General features: G+C 59.4%; 23 protein-coding genes and 1 pseudogene. 11 read left to right on the top strand and 13 right to left on the bottom strand.

Going from position 1 to position 23342, the window contains the following annotated elements:
• Positions 1–19 precede the first annotated feature (19 nt).
• The 6 genes from SB765_RS00890 to SB765_RS00865 all read left to right on the top strand — a co-directional run bounded on the left by SB765_RS00890 (position 20) and on the right by SB765_RS00865 (position 5325).
• Positions 20–769, top strand: a complete 750-nt coding sequence (locus SB765_RS00890) for an electron transfer flavoprotein subunit beta/FixA family protein (RefSeq protein ID WP_341795600.1) — start codon at positions 20–22, stop codon at positions 767–769.
• Positions 769–1698, top strand: coding sequence for an electron transfer flavoprotein subunit alpha/FixB family protein (locus tag SB765_RS00885; RefSeq protein ID WP_410930789.1), 930 nt, complete (start codon positions 769–771; stop codon positions 1696–1698). The genes SB765_RS00890 and SB765_RS00885 overlap by 1 nt, the downstream gene beginning before the upstream one ends.
• 13 nt (positions 1699–1711) lie before the next feature.
• Entirely contained in the window at positions 1712–2554 is an 843-nt protein-coding gene (locus SB765_RS00880) for a MaoC family dehydratase N-terminal domain-containing protein (RefSeq protein WP_229609274.1), read from the top strand.
• Positions 2551–3366, top strand: coding sequence for an HpcH/HpaI aldolase/citrate lyase family protein (locus SB765_RS00875; RefSeq protein WP_059394843.1), 816 nt, complete (start codon positions 2551–2553; stop codon positions 3364–3366). The genes SB765_RS00880 and SB765_RS00875 overlap by 4 nt, the downstream gene beginning before the upstream one ends.
• Positions 3367–3553: 187 nt before the next feature.
• Positions 3554–4159, top strand: a complete 606-nt coding sequence (locus SB765_RS00870; RefSeq protein WP_341795602.1) for a TetR/AcrR family transcriptional regulator — start codon at positions 3554–3556, stop codon at positions 4157–4159.
• Positions 4160–4209: 50 nt separating this feature from the next.
• Complete coding sequence (locus SB765_RS00865; RefSeq protein ID WP_410911550.1) at positions 4210–5325, top strand: FUSC family protein; 1116 nt, start codon at positions 4210–4212, stop codon at positions 5323–5325.
• 3 nt (positions 5326–5328) lie between these two features.
• On the opposite strand, the gene SB765_RS00860 is transcribed toward SB765_RS00865, so the two are convergent.
• From SB765_RS00860 to SB765_RS00850, 3 genes are all read right to left on the bottom strand, one after another.
• On the bottom strand, positions 5329–6372 hold the full coding sequence (locus SB765_RS00860; RefSeq protein ID WP_410930788.1) for a hydroxyacid dehydrogenase: 1044 nt from the start codon (positions 6370–6372) through the stop codon (positions 5329–5331).
• A 12-nt stretch (positions 6373–6384) separates the two neighbouring features.
• A complete protein-coding gene (locus SB765_RS00855; RefSeq protein WP_341798888.1) occupies positions 6385–7740 on the bottom strand; it encodes an MFS family transporter in 1356 nt (451 codons plus the stop codon).
• Positions 7741–7976: 236 nt separating this feature from the next.
• Complete coding sequence (locus SB765_RS00850; protein ID WP_341798889.1) at positions 7977–8396, bottom strand: hypothetical protein; 420 nt, start codon at positions 8394–8396, stop codon at positions 7977–7979.
• A gap of 181 nt (positions 8397–8577) precedes the next feature.
• Here SB765_RS00850 and SB765_RS00845 point away from each other — a divergent pair, with 181 nt between their 5' ends.
• Positions 8578–8748 carry a hypothetical protein gene (locus SB765_RS00845; protein ID WP_341795604.1) on the top strand — a complete coding sequence of 57 codons (171 nt, stop codon included), beginning with the start codon at positions 8578–8580 and terminating at the stop codon, positions 8746–8748.
• A 90-nt stretch (positions 8749–8838) separates the two neighbouring features.
• Entirely contained in the window at positions 8839–10410 is a 1572-nt protein-coding gene (locus tag SB765_RS00840; RefSeq protein ID WP_341795605.1) for a sensor domain-containing diguanylate cyclase, read from the top strand.
• Between the two features lie 39 nt (positions 10411–10449).
• Here the strand turns inward: SB765_RS00840 and SB765_RS00835 are convergent, their stop codons facing one another.
• The 6 genes from SB765_RS00835 to SB765_RS00810 all read right to left on the bottom strand — a co-directional run bounded on the left by SB765_RS00835 (position 10450) and on the right by SB765_RS00810 (position 16492).
• Positions 10450–12519, bottom strand: coding sequence for a PAS domain-containing protein (locus SB765_RS00835; RefSeq protein ID WP_410930787.1), 2070 nt, complete (start codon positions 12517–12519; stop codon positions 10450–10452).
• A gap of 101 nt (positions 12520–12620) precedes the next feature.
• Complete coding sequence (nfsA, locus tag SB765_RS00830; protein WP_410930786.1) at positions 12621–13442, bottom strand: oxygen-insensitive NADPH nitroreductase; 822 nt, start codon at positions 13440–13442, stop codon at positions 12621–12623.
• A gap of 118 nt (positions 13443–13560) precedes the next feature.
• A complete protein-coding gene (locus SB765_RS00825; protein ID WP_410911763.1) occupies positions 13561–14310 on the bottom strand; it encodes an amino acid ABC transporter ATP-binding protein in 750 nt (249 codons plus the stop codon).
• Between the two features lie 11 nt (positions 14311–14321).
• On the bottom strand, positions 14322–14981 hold the full coding sequence (locus SB765_RS00820; protein WP_341795609.1) for an amino acid ABC transporter permease: 660 nt from the start codon (positions 14979–14981) through the stop codon (positions 14322–14324).
• 9 nt (positions 14982–14990) lie between these two features.
• Positions 14991–15638, bottom strand: a complete 648-nt coding sequence (locus tag SB765_RS00815) for an amino acid ABC transporter permease (RefSeq protein ID WP_410930785.1) — start codon at positions 15636–15638, stop codon at positions 14991–14993.
• A gap of 65 nt (positions 15639–15703) precedes the next feature.
• Positions 15704–16492, bottom strand: a complete 789-nt coding sequence (locus tag SB765_RS00810; protein ID WP_341795611.1) for an ABC transporter substrate-binding protein — start codon at positions 16490–16492, stop codon at positions 15704–15706.
• Between the two features lie 286 nt (positions 16493–16778).
• Here SB765_RS00810 and SB765_RS00805 point away from each other — a divergent pair, with 286 nt between their 5' ends.
• Positions 16779–17219: an Lrp/AsnC family transcriptional regulator gene (locus tag SB765_RS00805; protein WP_024717903.1), complete on the top strand. Its 441-nt coding sequence runs from the start codon at positions 16779–16781 to the stop codon at positions 17217–17219.
• Between the two features lie 15 nt (positions 17220–17234).
• The gene (locus tag SB765_RS00800; RefSeq protein WP_410930784.1) at positions 17235–17396 is read left to right on the top strand and encodes a hypothetical protein; all 162 of its coding nucleotides are present in this window, start codon (positions 17235–17237) and stop codon (positions 17394–17396) included.
• Between the two features lie 252 nt (positions 17397–17648).
• Here SB765_RS00800 and SB765_RS00795 read toward each other — a convergent pair whose 3' ends face one another.
• Positions 17649–20696, bottom strand: a complete 3048-nt coding sequence (locus tag SB765_RS00795; RefSeq protein ID WP_410930783.1) for an aminotransferase class III-fold pyridoxal phosphate-dependent enzyme — start codon at positions 20694–20696, stop codon at positions 17649–17651.
• A 143-nt stretch (positions 20697–20839) separates the two neighbouring features.
• Here SB765_RS00795 and SB765_RS00790 point away from each other — a divergent pair, with 143 nt between their 5' ends.
• The gene (locus SB765_RS00790) at positions 20840–21280 is read left to right on the top strand and encodes an Lrp/AsnC family transcriptional regulator (RefSeq protein WP_016714074.1); all 441 of its coding nucleotides are present in this window, start codon (positions 20840–20842) and stop codon (positions 21278–21280) included.
• Between the two features lie 50 nt (positions 21281–21330).
• On the opposite strand, the pseudogene SB765_RS00785 reads toward SB765_RS00790, so the two are convergent.
• From SB765_RS00785 to SB765_RS00775, 3 genes and pseudogenes are all read right to left on the bottom strand, one after another.
• Positions 21331–21513 (bottom strand): annotated as a pseudogene (locus SB765_RS00785) (TraR/DksA C4-type zinc finger protein); the annotation flags it as partial.
• Positions 21514–21517: 4 nt separating this feature from the next.
• Complete coding sequence (locus SB765_RS00780) at positions 21518–21895, bottom strand: DUF4440 domain-containing protein (protein ID WP_341795613.1); 378 nt, start codon at positions 21893–21895, stop codon at positions 21518–21520.
• Positions 21867–23258, bottom strand: a complete 1392-nt coding sequence (locus SB765_RS00775; protein WP_341795614.1) for an MFS transporter — start codon at positions 23256–23258, stop codon at positions 21867–21869. The genes SB765_RS00780 and SB765_RS00775 overlap by 29 nt, the downstream gene beginning before the upstream one ends.
• Positions 23259–23342: the final 84 nt, after the last annotated feature.

Raw genomic sequence — 23342 nt, 5'->3', positions numbered from 1 at the left:
GAACAGAGTATTACTGCTTATGAAAGTGCTGGTCGCTATCAAACGTGTGGTCGATTACAACGTCAAAGTCCGCGTCAAGGCGGACAACGCCGGCGTCGACCTTGCTAACGTCAAGATGTCCATGAACCCCTTCTGCGAAATCGCCGTGGAAGAAGCCGTACGCCTGAAGGAAAAAGGCGTGGCGAGCGAGATCGTGGTCGTCTCCGTGGGCCCGCCCGCCGCCCAGGAGCAACTGCGTACCGCCCTGGCGCTAGGCGCCGACCGTGCCATCCTGGTCGAAGCCGTCGATGAGCTGAGCTCCCTGGCCGTAGCCAAAGCGCTGAAAGCCGTTGTCGACAAAGAGCAGCCGCAGCTGGTCATCCTTGGCAAGCAGGCCATCGACAGCGACAACAACCAGACCGGCCAGATGCTGGCCGCGCTGACCGGCTACGCCCAGGGCACCTTCGTCTCCAAGGTCATCGTTGCTGGCGACAAGCTGAACGTCACCCGTGAAATCGATGGTGGCTTGCAAACCGTGTCGCTGAACCTGCCAGCCATCGTCACCACCGACCTGCGTCTGAACGAGCCACGCTATGCGTCGCTGCCGAACATCATGAAGGCCAAGAAGAAGCCGCTGGAGACCGTCAAGCCTGACGACCTCGGCGTTTCCCTCGCCTCCACCAACACGACCCTGAAAGTCGAAGCGCCAGCTGCGCGCAGCGCGGGTATCAAGGTCAAGTCGGTGGCCGAACTGGTCGAGAAGCTGAAGAACGAAGCGAAGGTAATCTGATGTCTATCCTGGTAGTAGCTGAACACGACAATCACACACTCGCCGCGCCGACCTTGAATACTCTGGCTGCAGCCCGCCAGATCGGAGGGGAAGTCGTGGTCCTGGTCGCGGGACTGGACGTTTCCGGTGTCGCTTTCGCGGCTGCGCAGATCGCGGGAGTGAGTAAGGTGCTAATGGCAGACGACGCTGCCTACGCGCGCCAGCTCCCGGAAAATGTTGCGCCATTGGTGGCCAACCTGGGTCGCGACTTCAGCCATGTACTCGCCCCTGCCACCAGCAACGGCAAAAACATCCTGCCACGGGTCGCAGCGTTGCTGGATGTCGATCAGATCTCCGAAATCATTTCGGTCGAGTCTGCCGATACCTTCAAGCGCCCGATCTATGCGGGTAACGCCATCGCCACCGTGCAGTCGGACGCCGCAGTCAAGGTCATCACCGTACGATCCACCGGCTTTGAGGCCCTGCCGGCAGAAGGCGGTAGTGCGCCGATCGTGGCATTGGCTGGCGCGCGTGATACAGGCATATCGGCGTTTGTCGGCGAAGAACTGGCCACGTCCGATCGCCCCGAGCTGACCGCGGCAGACATCGTTGTTTCCGGTGGCCGCGGCATGGGCAACGGCGACAATTTCAGCCACCTGTACCGCCTGGCCGACAAGCTGGGCGCGGCAGTTGGGGCATCACGCGCCGCAGTAGACGCAGGCTTTGTTCCCAACGACATGCAGGTCGGCCAGACCGGCAAGATCGTGGCCCCGCAGTTGTACATCGCGGTCGGTATCTCCGGCGCGATCCAGCATTTGGCGGGCATGAAGGAATCCAAGGTCATTGTCGCGATCAACAAGGATGAAGAAGCGCCGATCTTCCAGGTGGCCGATTACGGACTGGTCGGCGACTTGTTCGATATCCTGCCAGAACTCACCTCCACGCTGTAACAGGACAAAAACAATGACCACATCAGCACCTGAAACGTGGATCGGTCGCAGTGAGACCGTGCACGATTGCATCAGCCATAACCTGGTAAAACGCATTGCCGCAACCTTGGGTGAGCCAGCGCCAGCTCCGGGTGCCCCCCTGCCCGAACTCTGGCACTGGGCATTCTTCCAGGACGCCGTCGAGCACTCCGGGCTTGGTGGGGACGGTCATCCAGCGCGAGGCGGCTTCTTGCCCCCGGCAGATAACCGCAACCGCATGTGGGCAGGTGGCCGCCTGGAGTTCCTGCACCCGCTGCGCGTCGATGCCCAGGTATCCCGCCGTTCGACCATCCTCAACGTTCAGGAAAAGCATGGGCGTACGGGGGCGTTGCTGTTTGTCACCGTACAACATGAGTACGTGCAAGACGGCCAGCAGGCGCTCATCGAGGAACAGGACATCGTTTATCGTGAGCCCTCGCCACCCAAACTGGGCGGAACCGAGCCGATGCCGCAGGGAGACTGGCATCTCCACGTTCAGCCAACCCCGACGCTGCTGTTCCGCTATTCGGCAGTGACGTTCAACGGCCACCGCATTCACTATGATTGGCCTTATGTGACCGAAACCGAAGGTTACCCTGGCCTGGTGGTGCACGGCCCCCTGATCGCAACGCTGAACGTGCAAGCATTTGTACGGGCGAACCCTCAATTGACAGTGCGTCGATTCAGCTTCCGTGGTGTTCGTCCCTTGATCTGCCCTGACGCGTTCGATGTCGGTGGCCGATTGATCGGTGAGGGTAAAGCCCAAGTCTGGGCTGGCAATCAGGCAGGCCAGGCCCAGGTCGGCGAGATCGAATTCGTCCAGGAGGCACGCCGATGACACAACAACCAGTCCGTAGCGCGCTTTTCGTTCCCGCTACTCGACCAGAACGCATTCCGAAAGCTTTGGCCAGTGGCGCCGACCGGGTCATTGTCGACCTTGAAGACGCTGTGGAAGAGACGCTGAAAGAGCAGGCGCGCAACAACCTCGACCAGTTCCTCAACGATCATCCGCAGGCCAAGGTGCTGGTTCGGGTGAATGCGCCTGGTCATTGGGCCCACGAGGCTGACCTCTCGCTTTGCCGGCGTCATGCCGGGGTCATCGGCATTCTGCTGCCAAAGGCTGAAAGCGTCGACCAGATAGATCGCGCCCATGCCACTGGCAAGGCGGTGTGGCCAATCATCGAAAGTGCCAAGGGCCTGGCTGCCCTACCATCCCTGGCGGCAGCGGCTGGCGTAGACAGGTTGTCATTTGGCAGCCTGGACCTGGGCCTGGACCTTGGCCTCAGCACGGGTAGCGCAGCAGCCGAGCACGTGCTGGGGCATGCCCGTTATGCAGTGCTGCTACATAGCCGGGTCGCGGGACTGGCCGCGCCCTTGGACGGTGTGTTCCCCGCCATCCAGGATATCGACGGCTTGCAGCGTCAAGTCCGGTTCGCACGGGACATGGGTTTTGGCGGTGCCTTGTGCATTCACCCAAGCCAGGTCCAGGTAATCCACGATGCCCTGAAACCCTCGCATCACGAGCTGGATTGGGCTCGACGGGTGGTCGAGCAGGCCGAAGCTGGCGCCGGCGTTTTCACCCTTGATGGCCAGATGGTCGACGCTCCGGTGATCCTGCGTGCCCGGGCAATCTTGCTGCAGGCGGGTTGAAGGGTCCAGTTCATGCTCCCGTTACAGCACGCGACCACTGTTCTGACGCGCAGGGGTAATCTGTATCGGGGGCACCTGTCGAAGAGGTGTCGTATGTGCTCCATGAATGGCGCAGCCCTGCCACCGTGCAAGGGCTGCAAGCGCTTGATCTGCCGGCTGCTGCGTGCCCCGTCCAGGTTGCCGGCGTATGGCTGAGGCCGCCCGTACATGCCCTGCACCTGTCATGCAGGCCGCGTCAGAGCTGATGGTTGAAATAGGCTATACCGCCATGACCATGCGAAAACTGGCGCAACGTGTCGGAATACTCCCAGGCAGCCTTTACCATCACGTCGACTGCAAACAGGATCTGCTGCTCAATGTGGTCCTGGACATCGTCGAAAAACGTCTTCAGGCGTGGCATGCGAGCGTATGTCCACGCGACCTGAAGGGATATGTGTGTTTCTCACTCGAGCGGCAAGTCACCGTCCCACAGGAAGATTTGATCCTGCGACACGAGGTCAGGCACCTTGAAACCAGCCACCGGCGCTGGCTGGACCGGGCGAGTGCGCGCCTGGCCCAACCTGTGGAATGCATCATTCAGAAAGGTTGTGCGACAGGCCAGTACCGCGTGGATGAGCCCTCCAAAGCCTCGGTGGCGATCGTTGCGATTATCGAAAGCGCCAACAGCCTGCGGCTCAGCAAGGCGCATTTCGATGAAACCTGGATCCAGGAGCACATCCTGCAGGCGTGCAATGCATTGCTGCGACCTCATCAACGCGCGCTCTGGTGCTCAGGCCACCGCAATCATCCTTGACCTATCCTGTCTGCAAGCACGCCCGGACGGAACGGATCAGGATCTAGATCATGCCATTCAGATTCACACTGTGGTCGAGCCTCGCGCAATTCACCCAGGGGATAGGTAAAGAGTTCTCCAACCCGGACCGCCTCCCCCAACGCTTGCTGGACGAAGCCGAGACGCTGCTGTCCGTGTTGTTGGCTATCGGCATGGCGCATTACTTGGCTGTCGATAATGTTGGCTGGGCTGCGTTCAGTGGCTACATGGTGATGCGTTCAAGTCTGCATGACTGCGTTTACCGTGGCGGGCTCCGGATCATCGGCACTGCCGCAGGCGGCTTGGCCGCAGCAGCGCTACTGACTCAACTGCAAATAAGCGTGCATTGTCTTGGTCCCGTCATAGGGCTGGTCGGCGCATGCACACTGTGGTGCGCCATCCGCCATGAGCATGGTTACGCCTGGCTGTTTGCCGGGCTGACATTCGCCATGGTGGCTATCTCCGGATTTGACGCGACGGGTGGCCCATCTGTGATCGAGATAGCCAGAACCCGCCTGGAGGAAGTGGCATGCGGCACCCTTGCCTGCTGGTTCGTAGCCATGCTCTCCGGCCGTACTGTACGCAAGATGTTTCCCGATGGTGGGTTATCTTCCCGATCTGGCGCGCGCGTGAGCGAACCGGACCTTGACCGTTGCCTTTCAGGTCATGTGCTGCAGGCAGGCCTGGCGTTAGCGTTGATCCCTTCCTTGGGTATCTGGCTGGAGGTGGCGGGATTGAGCCAGGCAGCTATCACCGTCATGGCCGTGATGATGGTGCCACCTGGGGCGCTCTTGCCAGGTAGCCGCGCAGTGACGCTGCGCAATGTTCATCGCCTGGCAGGCTGTTGCGCGGGCGCTGCCTGTGCAGGGCTGGCTTTATGGCTGGTAGGCTCGAACTGGATCGCCATGACCCTGGCAATGTGCATCGGCGTGATGGTCGGGCGGCACATCGAGAACAGCAACCGCTCATACGCTTACGCCGGCACCCAATTTTCCCTCGTGTATCTGGTAGTGATGGTGCCTGATACGTACGTCAACGTCAGCCCTTCGCCCGGGTTCATCCGCTTGGAGGGGGTGTTGGCAGGTTTCGTCCTGATCGGCGTAATACGCCTGGCGAATCAGTTGATCCGCCAGGGCGCGTCCCGATGAACCCTAGGCTGACGAATGATTACTGGCCTGCAGCCGTTGTCGATAGGCTGCAAACACTAGCGGGTTGACCATACGTGGCCCCTCCTCCCCGCGCAGCACCTGCAGAATTTGCTCCGCTGCCCATAGCCCCATGCGCAGACGGGCCTCACGGGTTACCCCTGCGGTGTGATAAAGGCCCACCACGTTATCAAGCCCAAGCAATGGATGATCGAGGGCTGGCGGCTCTTCGTCCCAGACGTCGATACCCGCGCCCCCAAGGTGGTCACAGGCCAGCGCCGCATGAAGTGCGGCCTCGTCATGCAGGCCGCCACGCGCCGTATTGATAAAAATGGCGCCCTTGCGCATGGACGCAAACGTTGTTGCGTTCATCATGTTCAGCGTCGAAGCCAGGCGGGGGCAATGTAACGACACGACATCACTCTGCTGCAAAAGCGTCCCCAGTTCGCAGCCTGTTGCGCCTCGCTGATCGATCTGCTCGCTTGTCAGTAACGGATCATGGGCGATGACACGCATGCCCAGGGCCTGGGCGATACGCGCTACCCGTTTACCTATCTCACCGATACCGACCAGACCCAGCGTTTTCCCTGAGAGCTCGAAGCCCATCAAATCTTCGCGCGAGAAACCTCGGTCCCTGCGCAACCGCCGATCCGATTCACTGATGCGCCGCGCACTGTCGAGCATCAGTCCGATGGTTGCCTCCGCTACCGATTGGGCATTGGCAGCGGACTGGTTCACCACCAGAACTCCGGCACGGGTGCAGGCATCGACGTCGACGGTGTCATAACCGGCCCCATTGGTTGAGACACAGAGCAGGTTTGGCAGTTGGTTGAGTAAACGTTCCGTCACATGCCATGCAGGTGGCAGCTCATCGCGCGCGGATGGCACCTGGTAGACCTGGCAACTGCGCAGCGCTTGCATGATCAGCCCGGGCGCCTGGTCACGAGGTACGGTTTGCAACACCACATCGGCTGAGGCTTCGAGCGTCTGGGCCATCACCGGGTGGTACCAGACGTCGAAGCGTACGATCTTCTTCACTTCGCTATTCATGCTCGCCTCACCTCAATGGCTGATGTGGGATGGCGTGGATTTGCGTCCCATGAATTTGCGAACCCCAATGTTCTCCTCGACCTTGCCATCGCCATCCAGGTATCCATGTCTGGAGAGGTCTGGCATCAACAGAGAGGAAACAAGGGTGATGGCACCGATGGCTGCGACATACAGATAGAAGTACTGCTCCATGCCCAGCGAGCGGAAGCTCAGCGCCACGTATTCAGCGGAACCCCCGAACACTGCAGCACCTACCGCATAAGGCAGCCCTACACCAAGGGCCCGAACGGTTGGCGGGTAGAAGTCTGCTTTCAGCACGCCAGTAACCGGCGTATAGAAAGCTGCAATGAGCAACCCGGCGACCACCAGCGCGAATGCACTCAGCGGGTTCTGAACAGATTTGATCGCTGACAACAGGGGTATGACCAGGAACGTGGACAGCAGACCGAAAATTATCATGTTGCGGCGTACGCCGATCTTGTCCGCAAGCATGCCGAAAACCGGCTGGGCAAACATGAAGATCACCAGCGCCGAAGCCATGATGATGCTCACTGTCGGTGCCGGAATACCGACACTCACCACCAGGAATTTCTGCATGTAGGCAGTGAAGGTATAGAAGTACAGAGAACAACCGATGGTGATTGTGAAGGTCAGCAGTACAGCGCGCTTGTGTTGCATGAGGCCTCTGAGCGAACCCGCCTCCTTGCTCTTCATACCTTGCGCAGTGGCTGTTTCGCGCATGGTCCGGCGCAGGTACACCACCACGATCGAGGCCAGCGCGCCGATCAGGAACGGCACTCGCCAACCCCAGGCTTTCAGGTCCTGTTCAGACAGCACCAGCTGCAGCACTGCCACCGTCAACAGCGCCAGCAGTTGCCCTGCGATAATGGTCATGTACTGGAACGAGCCATAGAACGAGCGGCGCCCAGCGCGTGATACCTCACTGATGTAGGTCGCGCCGGTGCCATACTCTGCACCGACCGATAGCCCTTGCATCAAGCGGGCGACCACCAACAGGACCGGCGCCGCGACACCGACAGTGGCGTAGGTAGGCATGACAGCGATCATCAACGACCCACCGCACATCATGAACACGGAGATGATCATCGATATCTTGCGACCACGCGTATCGGCGATATAACCGAATATCCAGCCACCCAGCGGGCGCATGAAGAAACCGACCGCAAAAATACCGGCGGTGGCTAATAGCTGGCTGGTCTGATCGCCCGCCGGAAAGAACAGTGAGGCGAAATAGATTGATGTGTAGGCATAGATGAAGAAGTCGTACCACTCCACCAGGTTGCCGGAACAGACACCTACAATTGCAGTTGTACGCTCTTTGCGAGTCAACGGACGTGCCGTGCCCATATCTGCATTCATGATCGCTACCCTTGTTGTTATTGTTTTGCCAACTCGGGTACAGCTTTGCACAGCGATGGTGTGACGGAAGACCTGCCAAAGATCTAACAGCTATGCCTGGCGGGCATGGCCGTTTACTTCAACCAAACTAAACCGGGGTGAGATCAGGGCAAGCTTGTGCTGGCCACTCACCACACAGCCGAACGCCGGCTGGCTCTACCACGTGTTGCATGAAACCCTGCCCCTTACAGGCAATAGAATTCGCTGACCTCTGCAACCACCTCCCCCTTGGCGTCGTACAAACGCGCTTCAGGAGTTAGCGCCATCGACCTCCCCTCCAGCACATAGCGCTGGCCTGCCTGGAAGTTGGCGTAAGGGACCGTCAGGTAGCATTCGCGCACAGTGGTGCCGCCCATCAGGCTCAGCCCCCCGCCACCGCCCACTTCATAATCGAACCTGACGATCAGCTCATGGCTGCCCGGGCTCACTTGAAAGAAGCGCCCGTCGCTCAACCGTTGCTTATCCAGCCGTTCAGCCATCAGTAACCTGTCATTGGGAAATGGCACCGAGAAATCGACCCAGGCCATCTGAGGATTGGCGGTTGGCAGCGGCGACTGGCAACCTGTAACTGCCGTGATTGCCAATAAAAGCATCATTGTGCGCATGATCGGTGCACCTGAGGCTGGGGCTTTCAGGATACCGCCAACCAGCATTCCATACCCTGCCAAATAGGTCCGTTCTGCCATTTCACAGGTAAACACGGCCGCAGGCGCGCAAGTGGGCTGCACAATTTCGGCAGCGCCGGTATGGTCAGGGTTCTGATATCGAACTGCATCGGAGGCAGTCATGACAACCCTCTTTCGCATCAGCGTGCTGGTGTTGGTCACAGGCATGTTGCTGGGCGACATCCTGCTTGCCAGTGTCGGCCTGGCTTGCGTGTGCGGGGTTGCCGTGTACAGCAACATCCAGCAGGACAAGCAGCCGGCTTGCCCTGCTGATTCGGAGTTTCTGGCCTGACGGCTCACCCCCCGCGCAGATGCACCTTTGCTGCCATACCCGTCTAAGCTTGTGCCGAACTTTCCAGCTAGCGAGGGACGAGGCGTACTCATGAGCAAGGTGCTGTCATCGCGTATCGGTCTGCGTGGCCTGGTTCTTGGCTTTGTCCTGCTCGCCGTGCTGAGTACCCTCTGCAACAGTCTGATCACGGCCTACAGTGTGCAACGCGATGCGCTGGTGCACTCGGCACTGGAGGCTAACCGTGCCTATGCCTTCAAGGTCGCCTCGAGCATCGATCAGTTTCTGTACTCGGTCAATGAACGCCTGAAGTACAGCAGCCAACGCCTGGGCAGCGACTTTGCCAATCGAGCGTTGCTCGAGGAAGAAGCACGCCGACTGCAGGCCCAGGACTCGGAGTTGAACACCGTGCTGATCACCGACCCTGCGGGCAAGGTATTGCAGGCTTACCCGCCTGCGGTACCGATCGGCTCGACCGTCACCTCCGATGAACTGCACCAGGCGCTGAACGTGCGTCGCCCCATGGTCAGCCAGGCTTTTACCTCAACCAGCGGCAAGCTGATCGTCTTCGTCTCCCAGCCTGTCTTCAGCCCCACAGGCGAGTATCTAGGGCTAGTCGGCGGCTCCGTGTTCTTGCAACAGCGTGGCGTGATGCATTCGTTGATTGGTGAACACCACCTCGAGGGTGCCTTCGCCTTCGTCGCCGATGGCAACCGCCGGTTGCTTTACCACCCCGATCAGCAGCGAATCGGTGAAGTGCTCGGCTGGAGCGAGACGGTGGACAAGGCGTTGCTCGGTGACAACGGCCCGCTGGAGACGGTCAACTACCATGGGATACCGATGCTCGCCGGGTTCGCGCACGTGCAGGGCTCCAACTGGGCCGTAGTCGTCCAGCAACCCCGGGAACAGGCACTGGCGCCACTGGGCAAACTGATGCGCGACATGCTGGTCAGGATCATCCCGGCTGGGGTGATCGGTCTGGTCCTGATACTGCTCGGCGTCATGCTGATCACGCGCCCCCTGCGCGCTCTGGCCGGCCATGCCATCGACCTTTCGACGCCGAATGCCACCGCTGAACTGTCCGCGATCAACGCCTGGTACGCCGAGGCGGCGGCGATCCGCCAGGCGCTGGTAGTGCAGTCGCAGCAACTGCAACAGAAGATCGGCAGCTTGAACGCCGCCGCCGACACCGACCCGTTGACCGGCCTGGCCAACCGGCGTGCGATGAACGCGGCACTCCAGGCGCTTGATGCAAGCCAACAGCCGTATTCGGCACTGGCGTTGGACGTCGATCACTTCAAGCGGGTGAACGACAACTTTGGTCACGATGTGGGTGACCTGGCGTTGCAAAGGGTCGCGCAAGTGATCCGCGACTGCACGCGGGCCGGGGACCTGCCGTGCCGGGCGGGTGGCGAAGAATTCTGCCTGCTGCTGCCGAACACCGCGCTGAGCACGGCCTGGGAAGTCGCCGAGCGGATCCGCACAACGCTCAACGCTACAGCGGTGGCGCAGATCGGCACCTTGACTATCTCCATCGGTGTGGCCTGCCGGGACGCAGACACCCCCAGTGCCCCGGCCATCCTCAAGCGCGCTGACGAGCGCTTGTACCTGGCCAAACAGAATGGACGTAACCGGGTAGTGGCCGATGATCGGGTAACGCTCTGATGCCCCAAGAGATACGGTGCTTGCGTGTCTTATGCATCATCAATTCATGAGTAACGCATTTACGTTCAACGTCAACGCTTCGAGTGTGAAAGGTTTCGTCAGCACAGCCGTGTTGGGCTCTAGCTGGGCGTTGTCCAATATATTCGGTTGCGCATACCCGGTCATGAACAAGACGGGAAGGCCCGGCCTGAAGCTGCGGCCGGTATTGGCCATTTGCCTGCCGTCGATTCCTCCTGGCAGGCCAATGTCTGTGACAAGCAGATCGATGCGGGTATCCGAGCGGAGTAACTGCAGGCCCGCAAGGCTATCGGTCGCCTCAATGACGATGTATCCGCAGCTGCCCAGCGACTCACTCACAAACATGCGGACGGAAGGCTCATCATCGACGACCAAAACCGTTTCGCCTGACGAGGTCAGTTCTGACTCAGGCGATGGCTCGGCACGACCTGCAGCATCGACCTCAACCTCATGGCTGGGTAGCTGCAGAAATACGCGGGTGCCCTGGCCCGCCTCTGACTCGATCCGAACCTGCCCGCCAGACTGCTTGGCGAAACCATAGATCATGGACAGGCCGAGCCCGGTACCCGCCCCCACAGGCTTGGTGGTAAAGAAAGGCTCGAATGCACGCGTTAACGTCTGGGTGCTCATGCCGACACCGTCATCGGCGACACAGATCGTGAAGTACGTGCCGGGTGGCAGTTCAGGGTCAAGATCTGCCCCCTGTACAAGCTCCTCGTTGTACGTCCTGATGGCGATCGACCCTCCGCCTTCCAGTGCGTCACGCGCGTTGATACACAGGTTTAGCAGCGAGTTCTCTACTTGGGCCGGATCCACCAGGCAGGTACTTGAGGTTGCATGGAGCTCTACCTTGAGTTGGATTGCCGGCCCTACTGTCCGACGTATCAGCTCCTCCATTTCGCTGATCAGGGTGTTCACATCGGTATGAACAGGCATCAGCGTCTGGCGGCGAGAGAACGCCAGGAGCCGGTGGGTCAGGGATGCTGCCCTTTGTGCGGCACCCTGTGCCACCGTCAGGTAACGTTCCACGTCAGCAATGCGCCCCTGCTTCAAGCGGAGCTTGATCAGTTCAAGGCTTCCCGTGATGCCCGCGAGCAAATTGTTGAAGTCGTGAGCGATACCCCCGGTCAGCTGACCGACCGCTTCCATCTTCTGCGATTGCCGTAGCGCCGCCTGCGCCGCTTCCCGCTCGGCCACTGCTTGTTCGATCTTCGCTTCCAGGGTGCGGTTAAGCTCAAGCAACTGCGCCTCGGCATTTCTTCGCGCGGTGACATCGATGGACGAGCCGATCAGCCCGATGACCTCGCCTGCTTCGTCGCACAGGGGTGCCTTGACGGAAAGCCAGTAGGTAGCCGTGCCATCCGGCATGTCGACACGCTCTTCGATCTGCAGCGCGCCCTTCCCGCCATGCATGATATGACGATCGGTTTCCATGACCTGGCGTGCCTGGGCCTTGTCTTCCAGAAACTCCAGGTCGGTTTTGCCCAGATACAGCTCTGGTGGTTTACCGACCAGTCGGGTGACACCGTCATTTGCAACAATCAGCCGCCCCTCGAGATCCTTTGCGTAGACAACACCCGGGACAGCAGCCGTGAAGGTACGCAGCAACGCTGACATCCTGTCGCGTTCAGCCTCCGCTGACCGGCGTGACTCAATGTCCATGAGAATGCCAGGGAACCGAACAGCCTCGCCTTGCTCGTCTAGCTCAGCTCTGCCATTGGCCTCAATCCAGCGGTAGCTGCCGTCATGCTGTCTGACGCGGTATTCACACCGGTAGGCGCCGCCACGGCTCATCGCCTCCTGGATATCGGCAGAGACACGATCACGGTCGTCAGGGTGAATCGAGGCAAAAGCTTCCTCGATCGGAATACCCGCCAGGCATTTATCTGCAGGAAGCCCGAATGATCGCGAGAACCGCTCATCTGCGGTCACCTGGTTGTGCCGAATATCCCACACCCACGTTCCAATGATCGCGCCCGCATCGAGCGCCAACTGCAGACGCTCCAAAGCGGTTGTCGGAAACGCGGACTCCTGACTGGGTAATGCGGGAGCATCCAGCTCTCCTGAAAAGCCGGCGCGTTCGCGATCCATATATTGCCTCTTTTGCTTACGCACATGAACGACAAGCCAATGGATGAGATTCTAGAGCGTGATGCCGAGCTATGGCGAGCAAAGCCCTTTACCTGATCTGTTCAGCGCAGGCCAAAGCCCATCCGGCTCAATTCCCCCAGCAGCTCCTCGCGCCCATGCAGGCTCGAAACGTTCCGCAGCCTGCTGACCACCTGTGCCGACCAGCCTGAAGCCTTCATGCCTTCGCGTTGATAGAAAGCACCCAGGCGCTTGTCGTATTCCGCTAGAACGCCCTGCTCGTCGGCAGCCGAGTACGTTTCGTGATGAAGCACTGCTGCCTGTGGCAGCCTCGGCTTCACCTTGGCTGGCCGATCCGGCGATGGATAGCCAACGCAGAGGCCGAAGACCGGATAGACCTGAGGCGGCAGTTGCAGTTCCTTGGCAACGGCTTCGATGTCGTTACGAATACCGCCGATGTACACGCTTCCAAGCCCAAGCGACTCCAACGCAACGACCGCATTCTGGGCCGCAAGCGCTGCGTCGATGGTGCCGAGCAACAGGCTTTCCAGGTATGGCAAAGCCTCCAGCTCTACCCCATGCTGGTCTGCAATGCGCGAGACGCGGGACAAATCGGCAAGCCAGACCAGGAACAGTGGCGCTTGATGGATATAGGGCTGGTTGCCGGCTAGCGCCGAGAGGCGGCCTTTGCGATCCCCCTCTTGCACCGCAACCACACTCCAGACCTGGAGGTTGGATGATGTGGACGCGGACTGCGCGGCAGCAACCAAGGTCTCGAGCGTACCCTCGGGCAGAGGCTGATCAGTGAACGCCCTGACGCTGCGGTGTTGGAGCAGTTGGTCGATGGTGTCATTCCATTGTTGCAGCGCAGAAATGTTCGGTGCGCCATAGCGTGCAGCGAGTTTTGCCTGAGCGTTGGTTGTCATGAGAAGCCTCCAAAATGATAGGAGGCTATCAAATTTAGGCGTTTACCACACAGCTACACTGATTATTTTTTCGCGCCTCAGCGTCACTCCGCTATCCAGCACCTGAGCGGTAGGCCCGCTAGCCGCCATGCAAATGCTTCTTCAAAAAAGCCCGGGTACGATCCTGCACCGGATTCCTCAGGATTTCCCCAGGAGCCCCTTGTTCCACAACAACCCCACCATCCATGAATACGATCTGGTCAGCAACCTCGCCGGCAAAGCGCATCTCATGCGTGACGATCAACATGGTCATGTGCTCGGCCGCCAGTTGCTTCATCACCAGGTTCACCTCTTCCACAAGCTCCGGGTCCAGGGCTGAGGTCGCTTCATCGAACAACATGACCTTGGGTTGCATGGCCAACGCCCGGGCAATGGCCACGCGCTGCTTCTGCCCACCAGACAAGCGAGAAGGATATTCGTCGATCTTGTTAGCCAGCCCGACCTTGTGCAGGTACTCCAGGGCCAGCGCTCTGCCCGCAGTTTTCGAGTAGCCTTTGAGCTTCACAGGCCCGATCGCGACGTTTTCACAGACGGTAAGGTGCGGGAACAGATTGAAGTGTTGAAACACCATGCCCATTTGCTGGCGCACCCGATTGATGTGCTGCTCGAAGGCGCGGCCTTTCAAGGGGCGGTTGACCTGGTCACCATCCAGCCAGATTTCACCGTCATTGAGCACTTCGAGATGGTTGATCGACCGCAGCAAGGTGCTTTTGCCAGAGCCACTCGGGCCGATGATGGCGTAGATCTGCCCACGCGAAACCGACAGGTCGATGCCCTTCAGCACCTCAAGTGTGCCGTAGGCTTTGCGAGCGCCCTTCACTTCTACCATAGCGTTGTTGTTCATCGTGACATCTCGACCTTGGCTTCAATAAGATGCAACCCAGCCTCGAGCACCAGGTTGGCCACGTAGTAGATCACTGCGACGGCGATATAGAATTCAAACGGGCTGTACGTTTCGCTGACAGCCAACTGGGCGCTGTAGACGAGTTCGGCGATACCGATGATCGACACCAGTGAAGTGTCCTTCAGCAACACAATGAGGTTGTTCCCCAGCGGCGCAATGGTTTTTCTGAGGGCCTGCGGAACGATGATGTAGCGCTGGGTCATGGCCTTGCTCAGGCCAATCGAGCGCGCGCCCTCTATCTGGCCTGGGTCCACCGCCTCGATCCCGGACTTGATCACCTCGGCGTTGTACACCGCAAAATGCAGGCTTAGCCCGATTATCCCCGCAGCCAGCGCCGGGATATCGATACCGACCTGAACCAGCCCGTAATAGATCAGATACAGTTGCAGCAACAATGGCGTGCCCATCAACAGCCAGGTCACAAACCGTACAGGCAGTGCCATGGCCTTCGGCGCATACAGGTCGATCAGGGCAAATAGCACACCCACCGTCAGGCTGATGACGCTGGAACCGAGAAACATGACAACCGTCCACCACAGGCCGGTTGCCAGCATTTCATAGTAAGGCGTGATGACACTCAGGTTTAGTCCTTCCACTGGCACTCCTCACTGGGTTGCGTATCGCCGGTCCAGTATGTCCACCAGGTACTTGACCGAGTAGACCATGACGATATAAAGCAACGCCGACACCATGAATATCTCGAACGGTTTGTAAGTTGAACTGATAAAACGCTGCGCGGTGTAGGTCAGTTCAACTACCGAAATGGCCGACACCAGGGCAGAACCCTTGATCAGCCCGATGGCATTTACGCCAAGCGGCCTGATCATCAGCTTCATTGCCTGGGGAATGATGATGAACAACAGCGTCTGGCTGCGGCTGAAGCCAATCGACCGTGCGCCCTCCTCCTGGCCTGGGTCGACATTATCGATAGCCCCTCGAATGGACTCCGACATATACGCCGCTATATTCATGCCTAAACCGATCACCGCAGCAGCAAACGGCTCAAGCTCAATACCTATTTGTGGCCCACCAAAATAGATAATGAACAACTGCACCAGGCAGGGTGTACCGCGAAATACGCTGACGTAGATGTTGGCTGCCCACCGCAAGATAATAAATGGTGATAACCGGCACGCCACCAGAACGATTGCAAGGAGTAAACCCAGCAAGAGTGATAGCAACGAGATCTGCACAGTTACCCAGGCGGCTTCCAGGAAGAACGGGTAGGTGCGATGGATCAATGACAGGTCCATAAAAATCACTCACAAAATTCAGCCAACCCGACCCAAACAGTCAGTCAGGCCACTCCAGGTGTGCATCAGCGAATGTCGCTACCCACCCATTTCATGGAGATTTCTTCATAGGTGCCATCGGCCAGGATCTCCTCCAGGGCCTTCTGCAACTGGGCCTTGAGTTCAGGGTTGTTTCTGCGAATGGCAATGCCCAGGCCTTCACGACCACCCTGCTCGTCCGGCAGGCTGATGATCCGCACCTTCTGCCCGGTCTCCTTTACCGCAACCATTACCGGAATACTGTCCATTACTACCGCGTCGATACGACCGGCTTCCAGGTCCACCAGCATTTCCGGCAAGCCTTTATAGGTGCGCACTTTAAGATTGCCGCGGGTGCGCGCCCATTTGTCATGCGAATCGCCCAGCGTAACGCCGACGGTGACATCCTTGAGGTCGTCAAGCCCCTTGATCGGAGACTCTTGCTTGACGCCGATGGTACGGCCTGCATGGTAATAAGGGCCCACGAAGTCAACGGCTTTCAGCCGCTCGGGGGTAATGGTCATCGAGGCAATGACAGCGTCATACTTCTTGGCCAGCAGCCCGGCGATAATGCCGTCAAACGGTGTGGTAATAATTTTTATATTCACGCCCAAACGCTGAGCGAGTGCTTCACCAATAGAGGCGTCGAAACCGACAATTTCATTCTTTTCATTGGCAAAGCTGAAGGGAGCGTACTGGCCGCTCATTGCCACGCGCAGTACTTTTGACGCTTGAACGGCCTGCAAGTCATCGGCGTGCGCCAGACCGTGAGAGAACAACCCAGCCGCCGCAACAGCGGTGGAAGCCAGTAGCATCCTGGTTTTTCTTGCCAGCATCAAGGCACTCCTTGGAAGTTTCTATTTCTTATTGTCTTGGGTTTTGAGGCCCCAACCTTCACTGAGAGCTTTGCACACTGATACCTTGAAATCACCCTGCAATGTGCGCGTTCGGCTGGCACATTGCCGGAATCGACCGACACAATGCCGGCACTACTTTGGGCATTGGAAAACTGGAGTAGTGTCTGCCAATGCACTAAAAACAAGCAAGTATTCGGCGGGTTTGCCTACTGCACTTTTCCGGGGCGGCCAGTCATTTACCGGTGATCAGGCGGGAGTGTCAGCATTGCGCGAGTTAGACGTCAAAGATCGGGAAATCCTCGAAATACTCTCCAAGGAAGCGCGTGTGGCGCTCAAAGCGCTGGCTGCAAGAGTTGGCCTGTCAAGAAGTGCCACCAGCGAGCGGGTTTTGCAACTGGAGCGTAGCGGGGTCATTCGCGGATATCGCGCCGACATCGGTGAAATCGATGCCAATGTCATACGGGCAATCATCCTGGTAGCGCTGAAACGTACACCGGCGCTTGGGTTGTTGGACCTGCTGGCACAGAACGCCCAGGTAAAACGGGTTTCATCGGTCAGCGGGCAGCTCGACCTGATAGTCGAGGTCGAAGCACGGACGATCGATGATTTGAACCGTGTACGGGACGCCGTGGCGTGCCACGACTCTGTAGACGACATCACCACGGCAGTGGTGTTGCGGCGTGACATAGACCGGCAGAAGGCGTGATGCAGGAGCGGCTTTGTGTCGCGACAGGGCTGCGAAGCAGCCCCAGGTTTCAGTGCTGATGCACAAATTGCCACGATGGATGTCCGCATCGGTGAGCAGACCATCCTCGATTACCTGATCCAGCCCCTGAACCGGGGCAAAGAGGCACTGGTTTCAAGCCATGCAAAGTACCTGTAGGAGCAGCCTTGTGCTGCGAAGAGGCCATAGCTGGCGAAGATGATCTTTTGCCTTGCCGGCCTCTTCGCAGCACAAGGCTGCTCCTACAAGGAAATGGCAAGCCTGAGCGATTGAGCCATTGCCGGCACAATTGCCATGGTGGATATCCGCACCGGTGAACCATTTGATACGGCCAAGCTTTTCAGCTCTGAATACCTTAGAAAAGCTTGACCGCCAACAGAGTATCTACAGGGACCGTGCAATCTGTGAGGGCTACTTCAAGGCTGCCACAAAGCTGTCTTTCAGCACCTCGAGAAGGAAGTTGGCATTGCCCCGACTGAAAATCATTGAAGGGCGCATTTTCAGCACGTTGTCATGCGGGCCTTCAGTGCCGATCAATACGCCGCGTTCCCTGGCTCCATCAGCCACTTTCCGGGCCAGGGCCGTGGCCGGCGCCTTCGACTTGCGATCTGTGACCAGGACGATGCCGAGGAAAAGCCCAAGCCCGCGCACATCACCAATCACATCGAATTGCTGCTGAAGCTTGCGAAAACCATCGAGCAGGTAGTTGCCGACGTTCAAGGCGTTTTCTTTTAACTGGTCGCGCTCGATTGCATTGAGCACCGCCAGGCCTACCGCGCACGACACGGGGTTGCCGGCAAAGGTATTGAAATATTCCATGCCGTTGTTGAAGGCATCGGCAACCTCACGGGTGGTCACAACCGCCGACATCGGGTGGCCGTTACCAATCGGTTTGCCCATGGTGACGGCATCCGGCACCACGCCCTGGGTCTCGAATGCCCACCAGTGGCTACCGACGCGGCCGAACCCGACCTGTACTTCATCGGCCAGGCACAGCCCACCCTCGGCGCGAACCATGGCGTAGACCTCCTTGAGGTAGTTATCAGGCAGGAACACCTGGCCTGCCACGCTGGGAATCGACTCGGCAAGGAAGAACCCGGGGCCCTTGCCTGCCTTGCGCATGGCATCCAGCTGCTCTGCGACCGACTCCGCAAAACGCTTGCCGTGCTGTTCCACTGGCCAGTGCTCGGGCGCGTAGTAACTGTCCGGGACCACCGCCTCGTGAACATGCGGCGCCCTGCCCTTGCCGGCCTTGCGTTTGTACTTGTAAGGGCTAAGGTCGATGAGTTCTTGCGTGGTGCCGTGGTAGGCCCAGTCCAGCACGATCGCCTGGTCACTGCCGGTGTAGTTGCGCGCCATGCGCAGCATGAGGCTGTTGGCTTCACTCCCCGAACAACCAAAGGACGCTACGCAAAGGCCCTCTGGCAGGGTACCGGTCAGGCGTTCGGCGTATTCGACGATGTTGTCGTGCAGGTAGCGGGTGTTGGTGTTGAGTAGAGCAGCCTGGCGGGTCAAGGCCTCGACCACGTCGGGGTGGCTATGGCCCAGGTGGCACACGTTGTTGAAGCAGTCCAGGTAGGCGCGCCCGAAGTTGTCGATCAGCCATACGCCATCACCGCGCACGAACTTGATCGGGTCGCTGTACGAAATCGACAGGTTCGGTAGCAGCAGTTCCTTGCGCCTGGCGATGATCTGGGCCTTGGTAAGCCCTTGCTGGGTGTAGGTCTCTGGCGGGATACCCGCCAAGGTCGAGGCATCGGGGAACAGGTCGGCCCACACTTCGCGGTACTCTGGCTCACCCACGCCAATGACCTCGCTCGCGCTCAGCTGGGTATCGGTGGTCATCTGCAGGTGCAGGTGGGGAATCCAGCCGCCGTTTTCATGATCGGTGCCCATGTAGCCGACCAGGTCGCCAGCTTCGAGCTTGTCACCGGCTTTCAAGCGGCTGAGCGCTTCATGCGCCATGTGCCCCCACAGGGTCAGGAATGGCGGGCAACCGGGTGGCGTGTGCTCGATCATCACCAGGCCACCATACCCCAGCGGGTCTGGTTCAACCTCCACACTTCTGACAGTGCCAGCGACCGGTGCGTACAACGGCGTACCCGCTGGCATCACCAGGTCGACACCCACATGCAGTGTACGGCGTTGCCCCTTGATGAAGCGGGACTCGAACGCGCTGTCGGTGTAGATGCTGCGCAACTCACCCCACGGCCCGATGGCCAGCGGCACCTGGTGAGCAGCAGAGAACTCGTCCCACCAACGGGTTGCATCTGCAGGGCGCTGCTCAGCCGAGGCGATGGTCATCTCGTGGGTGGCGTCGCCAAACGGGGCAATCACCTTGTTCAGGATGGCGGCAGACGGGCGTACCAGGTCGGCGAAGGATTTGTGGTTGTCCGCAATCCAGCGGCGGACATCACCCGCGCCTTCGATGGCATCGAAACCACAGGCCTTGCGCAGGATGCCGGTGGCCAGCCGTGGGTTCATCGCATCAAGCTGTTCCAGCAGGCGCCAGGCAGGCGCTTCACTGATCGCCAGGTAGGGGTTGTCGTCTGTCTGGTCATGCCGGGAAGCGGAAAAGGTGACGCTGATGACCAGGCGCATGGCGATCAGGTTGAACAACACATCAAGCTCTTGCGCTTGCAGCGGGTACTTTTCATGGAAACCGGCCACCAGCGCAGCAGCGGCGCCGATCGGGTCGTCCATGTCGAGAATGGCGTAGGCACTGGCGATCGCAACCTCGGCTATCAGCACGGTATGCACGGCATCGCCAAAGTCGATGAAGCCAGTCACGGTACTGGTAGTTTCGGCATCGACCAGGATGTTCCAGTCGTTGGCATCGTTGTGGATCACCTGGGCCCGCAGGGAAGCCAGCCTTGGCTGTACAGACTGTTCGAACTGGGTGATGAAGCGCTCGACAATGGCCCGGCGTTCAGGGCTCTTTATGAAGTGCAGGCGCGAACGGGAGCGCGCAGCATGGCGCAGATCCCAGTCAAGGTCGCGGACGGCGCCCGGGTGCATGAAGCCCTGCAGCGCGCGATCGAGTTCGCCGAGTGCCTGGCCGAAGTTGCTCATCAGTGCGAATGAGCGCCTGGCCTCGGCAAGTGGCGTGCCGGCCAACCAGCTGACCAGGCGCACTGCGTGCTTTTCACCTGTGGCACCGGTCACCGACGGCAGGTAGTCGCCAGCCACGCTGGCCCGCAAGTGAGGCACGCCCAGATGCCCGCCGTGCACGGCCAGGTGATCGAGCAGCGCGGTTTGAAACTCGCTTTCTACCCTGGGCTCGCTGGCATTGACGATTTTCAGTATCCAGCCTGCATCCACGCCAGTCTCCAGCCGGTAATTGCGATCACGCTCCCCGTCCAGGGGCGTGGCAGTGCCAGAGACATTGAAGAAATCTTTTGCGAGGCCCTCTGCATCGCTTGCCGAAAACCGAGGTGCCGGGTGGGAAAGGTCTGTCATATCATCACGTTCCGAGCGAGCAAATTGTTTTTTCAATAGCTTGTCATGCACCACCGAAACCGACACCCTGCATACGGTCGGGATCAACAGGCATTATGCCGGTTCTGACCGGCATAAAGACGGCGAGCTAATCGGGTGCTGCAATGCGTGAGCTGGATGCAAAAGATCGTGAGATTCTTGAAGTACTTTCGAAGGACGCGCGCATTGCGCTGAAGGCATTAGCCGGCCGCATAGGCCTTTCCAGAAGCGCCACGACCGAGCGCGTTGCCAACCTTGAACGCAGCGGGATCATTCGCGGATATCGGGCGGATATCGGCGAGATAGACGCCAATGTCATACGCGCTATCTTGCTGGTAACGTTACAGCGCACGCCTGCCATGGGGCTGCTTGACCAGCTGGCTACTGACGCACGCGTGCGGCGGGTTTCCTCGGTGAGCGGTCAGCTCGACCTGGTGGTTGAAGTGGAGACCCGGACCATCGACGACCTCAACCAGGTTCGCGACAACGTCGCGCGCCACGAATCCGTGGATGACATTACCACGTCGGTAGTCCTGCGCCGTGACATCGACCGCCAGGGTGCCTGACGACCTGCAGGATGGCACGGGCGAAGCCGGTGCCATCCACACCAGGGGAATCAAGCTTCGCGTATATGCCGCTCCTGGCGTTCCTGCCGCTCCTTGGCCTCGATACTCAGTGTCGCCGTCGGCCGCAGCAGCAAGCGCTTCAGGCCGATGGGCTCGCCAGTGTCCTTGCACCATCCGTACTCACCCCGAGCAATGCGCTCCAGGGCTTCGTCGACCTTGTCCAGCAGCTCGCGCAGCTCAAGCCGCCCAGGTTTCCTGCAGATGGCGCCATAACACGCGTCCCCCTACAGCACTGAACAGTGCGGTCGAGACCCGTGTCTTCGCTTTCTGGCCGGGCAAATGGTGCGTCTCGCGATAGCACACTACTGCACCCTCCGGCCATTGTGCGAGGGTTTCCAGTTCGGCGACCTCAATGCTCAATCCCGGCTGAGACCCTGCACGCTGAGCAAACAGGGATGAAACATCGCCCAGGTCTACCTGAGCACCGGCAGGCGTCACCATAGAAAAATCCGCGTGAAACCGCTCGACCATGGCTGCAACAGAACCCTCCCCCCTGGCGAAGCGCGCCTCGATCAATACGTGCAGATCAATGACTTCTTTCAGATACCGATTCATGGCGTTCCTTTCGGTTGACAAGTGAGCGTATCCGCAGACAGAACAGGACTGCCAGGCAGGTTGCCTGCACCCCTCCTGCCAGCATGAATGTGGCTTGATAGGCTTGCCGGGCCTCGAAGAGCATGGTCAGCAAGCTGAAAACCAGGCTGACGGCTGTCACGCCAAGGCAGAAGCTCAACTGCCGGTTCAGGGCCCACAGGGTACTGGCCTGGCCAAGTTCCGATGATGCCAATGCTGAGAAGGCAGCGCTTTGCGCGACGCTGGTGCATAAGCTCCCCCCGACACCGAGCAGCGCGTAGGCAATCATCAGTGAAGACGTGCTGGAAGCCAGCGCCAGCAGTGCATAACCCGGTATCTGCAGCGCCAGCCCCAGCAGCAGTAACGGGGTGGGCCCGAATGATCTGTAACACCAGGTGGTGCAAGCGATCGCCAGCGCTGCCCCCACGGTCCATGGCAACATCAGGCTGCCGGCTGCGCTTGCGGTCCATCCAAGGTCGGCCTGAAGGTAAAGCATGGCCAACAGGTTTACCCCGATGAACAGGCCCGGCACAGCCAGGTACAACATCATCGATCCGGCGAAAACGGGCTCGCGCATTACCGAAAAGTCCAACAGGGGTGCAGCGATACGCCGTGAGTGACGCAGGTAGCTGCCGAGCAAGATTGCAGCCAGTGCGGCCCAGGCCATAGCCATGCCACCCTGGCCACCACCCGCATCAGTCATACCCAGCAAGCCGCTGGCCACCCCTCCCCCAGCCAGTAGCAAGCCTTTGCCATCAAAGGGTTCATTGCGCGTGGCTGACGGCGGGCGTGGTAACCAGCAAGCACCCAGGATCAAAGCCAGCAGTGCCATGGGAAGACTGGCGAGCAGCACCCACTGCCAAGGCATCCGTTGCGACAACCAACCGCCTGCCAGGGGTGATACGGCTGGCGCTAGCAAGCCTATGGCCATAATCGCCATGGTCACCCTCGGCCGCTCATGCGCTGAATACAGGCGGTAGACGAGTGCCTGGCCCAGAGGAATGAACAGCCCGGCTGCAAAACCCTGCAGGCCGCGTAAAGGTAACAGCGTTGCCATCTGGCCCGACCAGGCGATCAGCAGTGTGGCGCCTGAGAAAAACACCAGTGAGCCGAGCAGTACTGAGCGCTCGCCCATGCGCTGCCCCAGCCATCGGCTGGGCAACATCCCCAGCATCAGCCCGAGTAGATAGGCCGTACTCACCCAAGCGAGCGTGGCGACATCAGCGTGCAGGGCTTCACCTATCTTCGGTGAAACCACGGCGGTGATGAAGGTATTGATCAGGTCTACGAAGAAACCCAGCAAGTAGAACAGCGTGATACGACGACGCAGGTTGAGTAAGGCCACGGTGAACTCCAGTCAGCGAGCGTGACTGTACCCCTGCACCGACAGCGACATAAGTGCTGTAATAGCGCCCACACTGTTAACTGA

The sequence above is a fragment of the Pseudomonas sp. SIMBA_067 genome, assembly GCF_046534675.1.
Classification (GTDB): Bacteria; Pseudomonadota; Gammaproteobacteria; order Pseudomonadales; family Pseudomonadaceae; genus Aquipseudomonas; species Aquipseudomonas putida.
The sequence above is the reverse complement of the archived record's forward strand: the minus strand, read 5'-3'. Positions and strand labels throughout refer to the sequence as shown.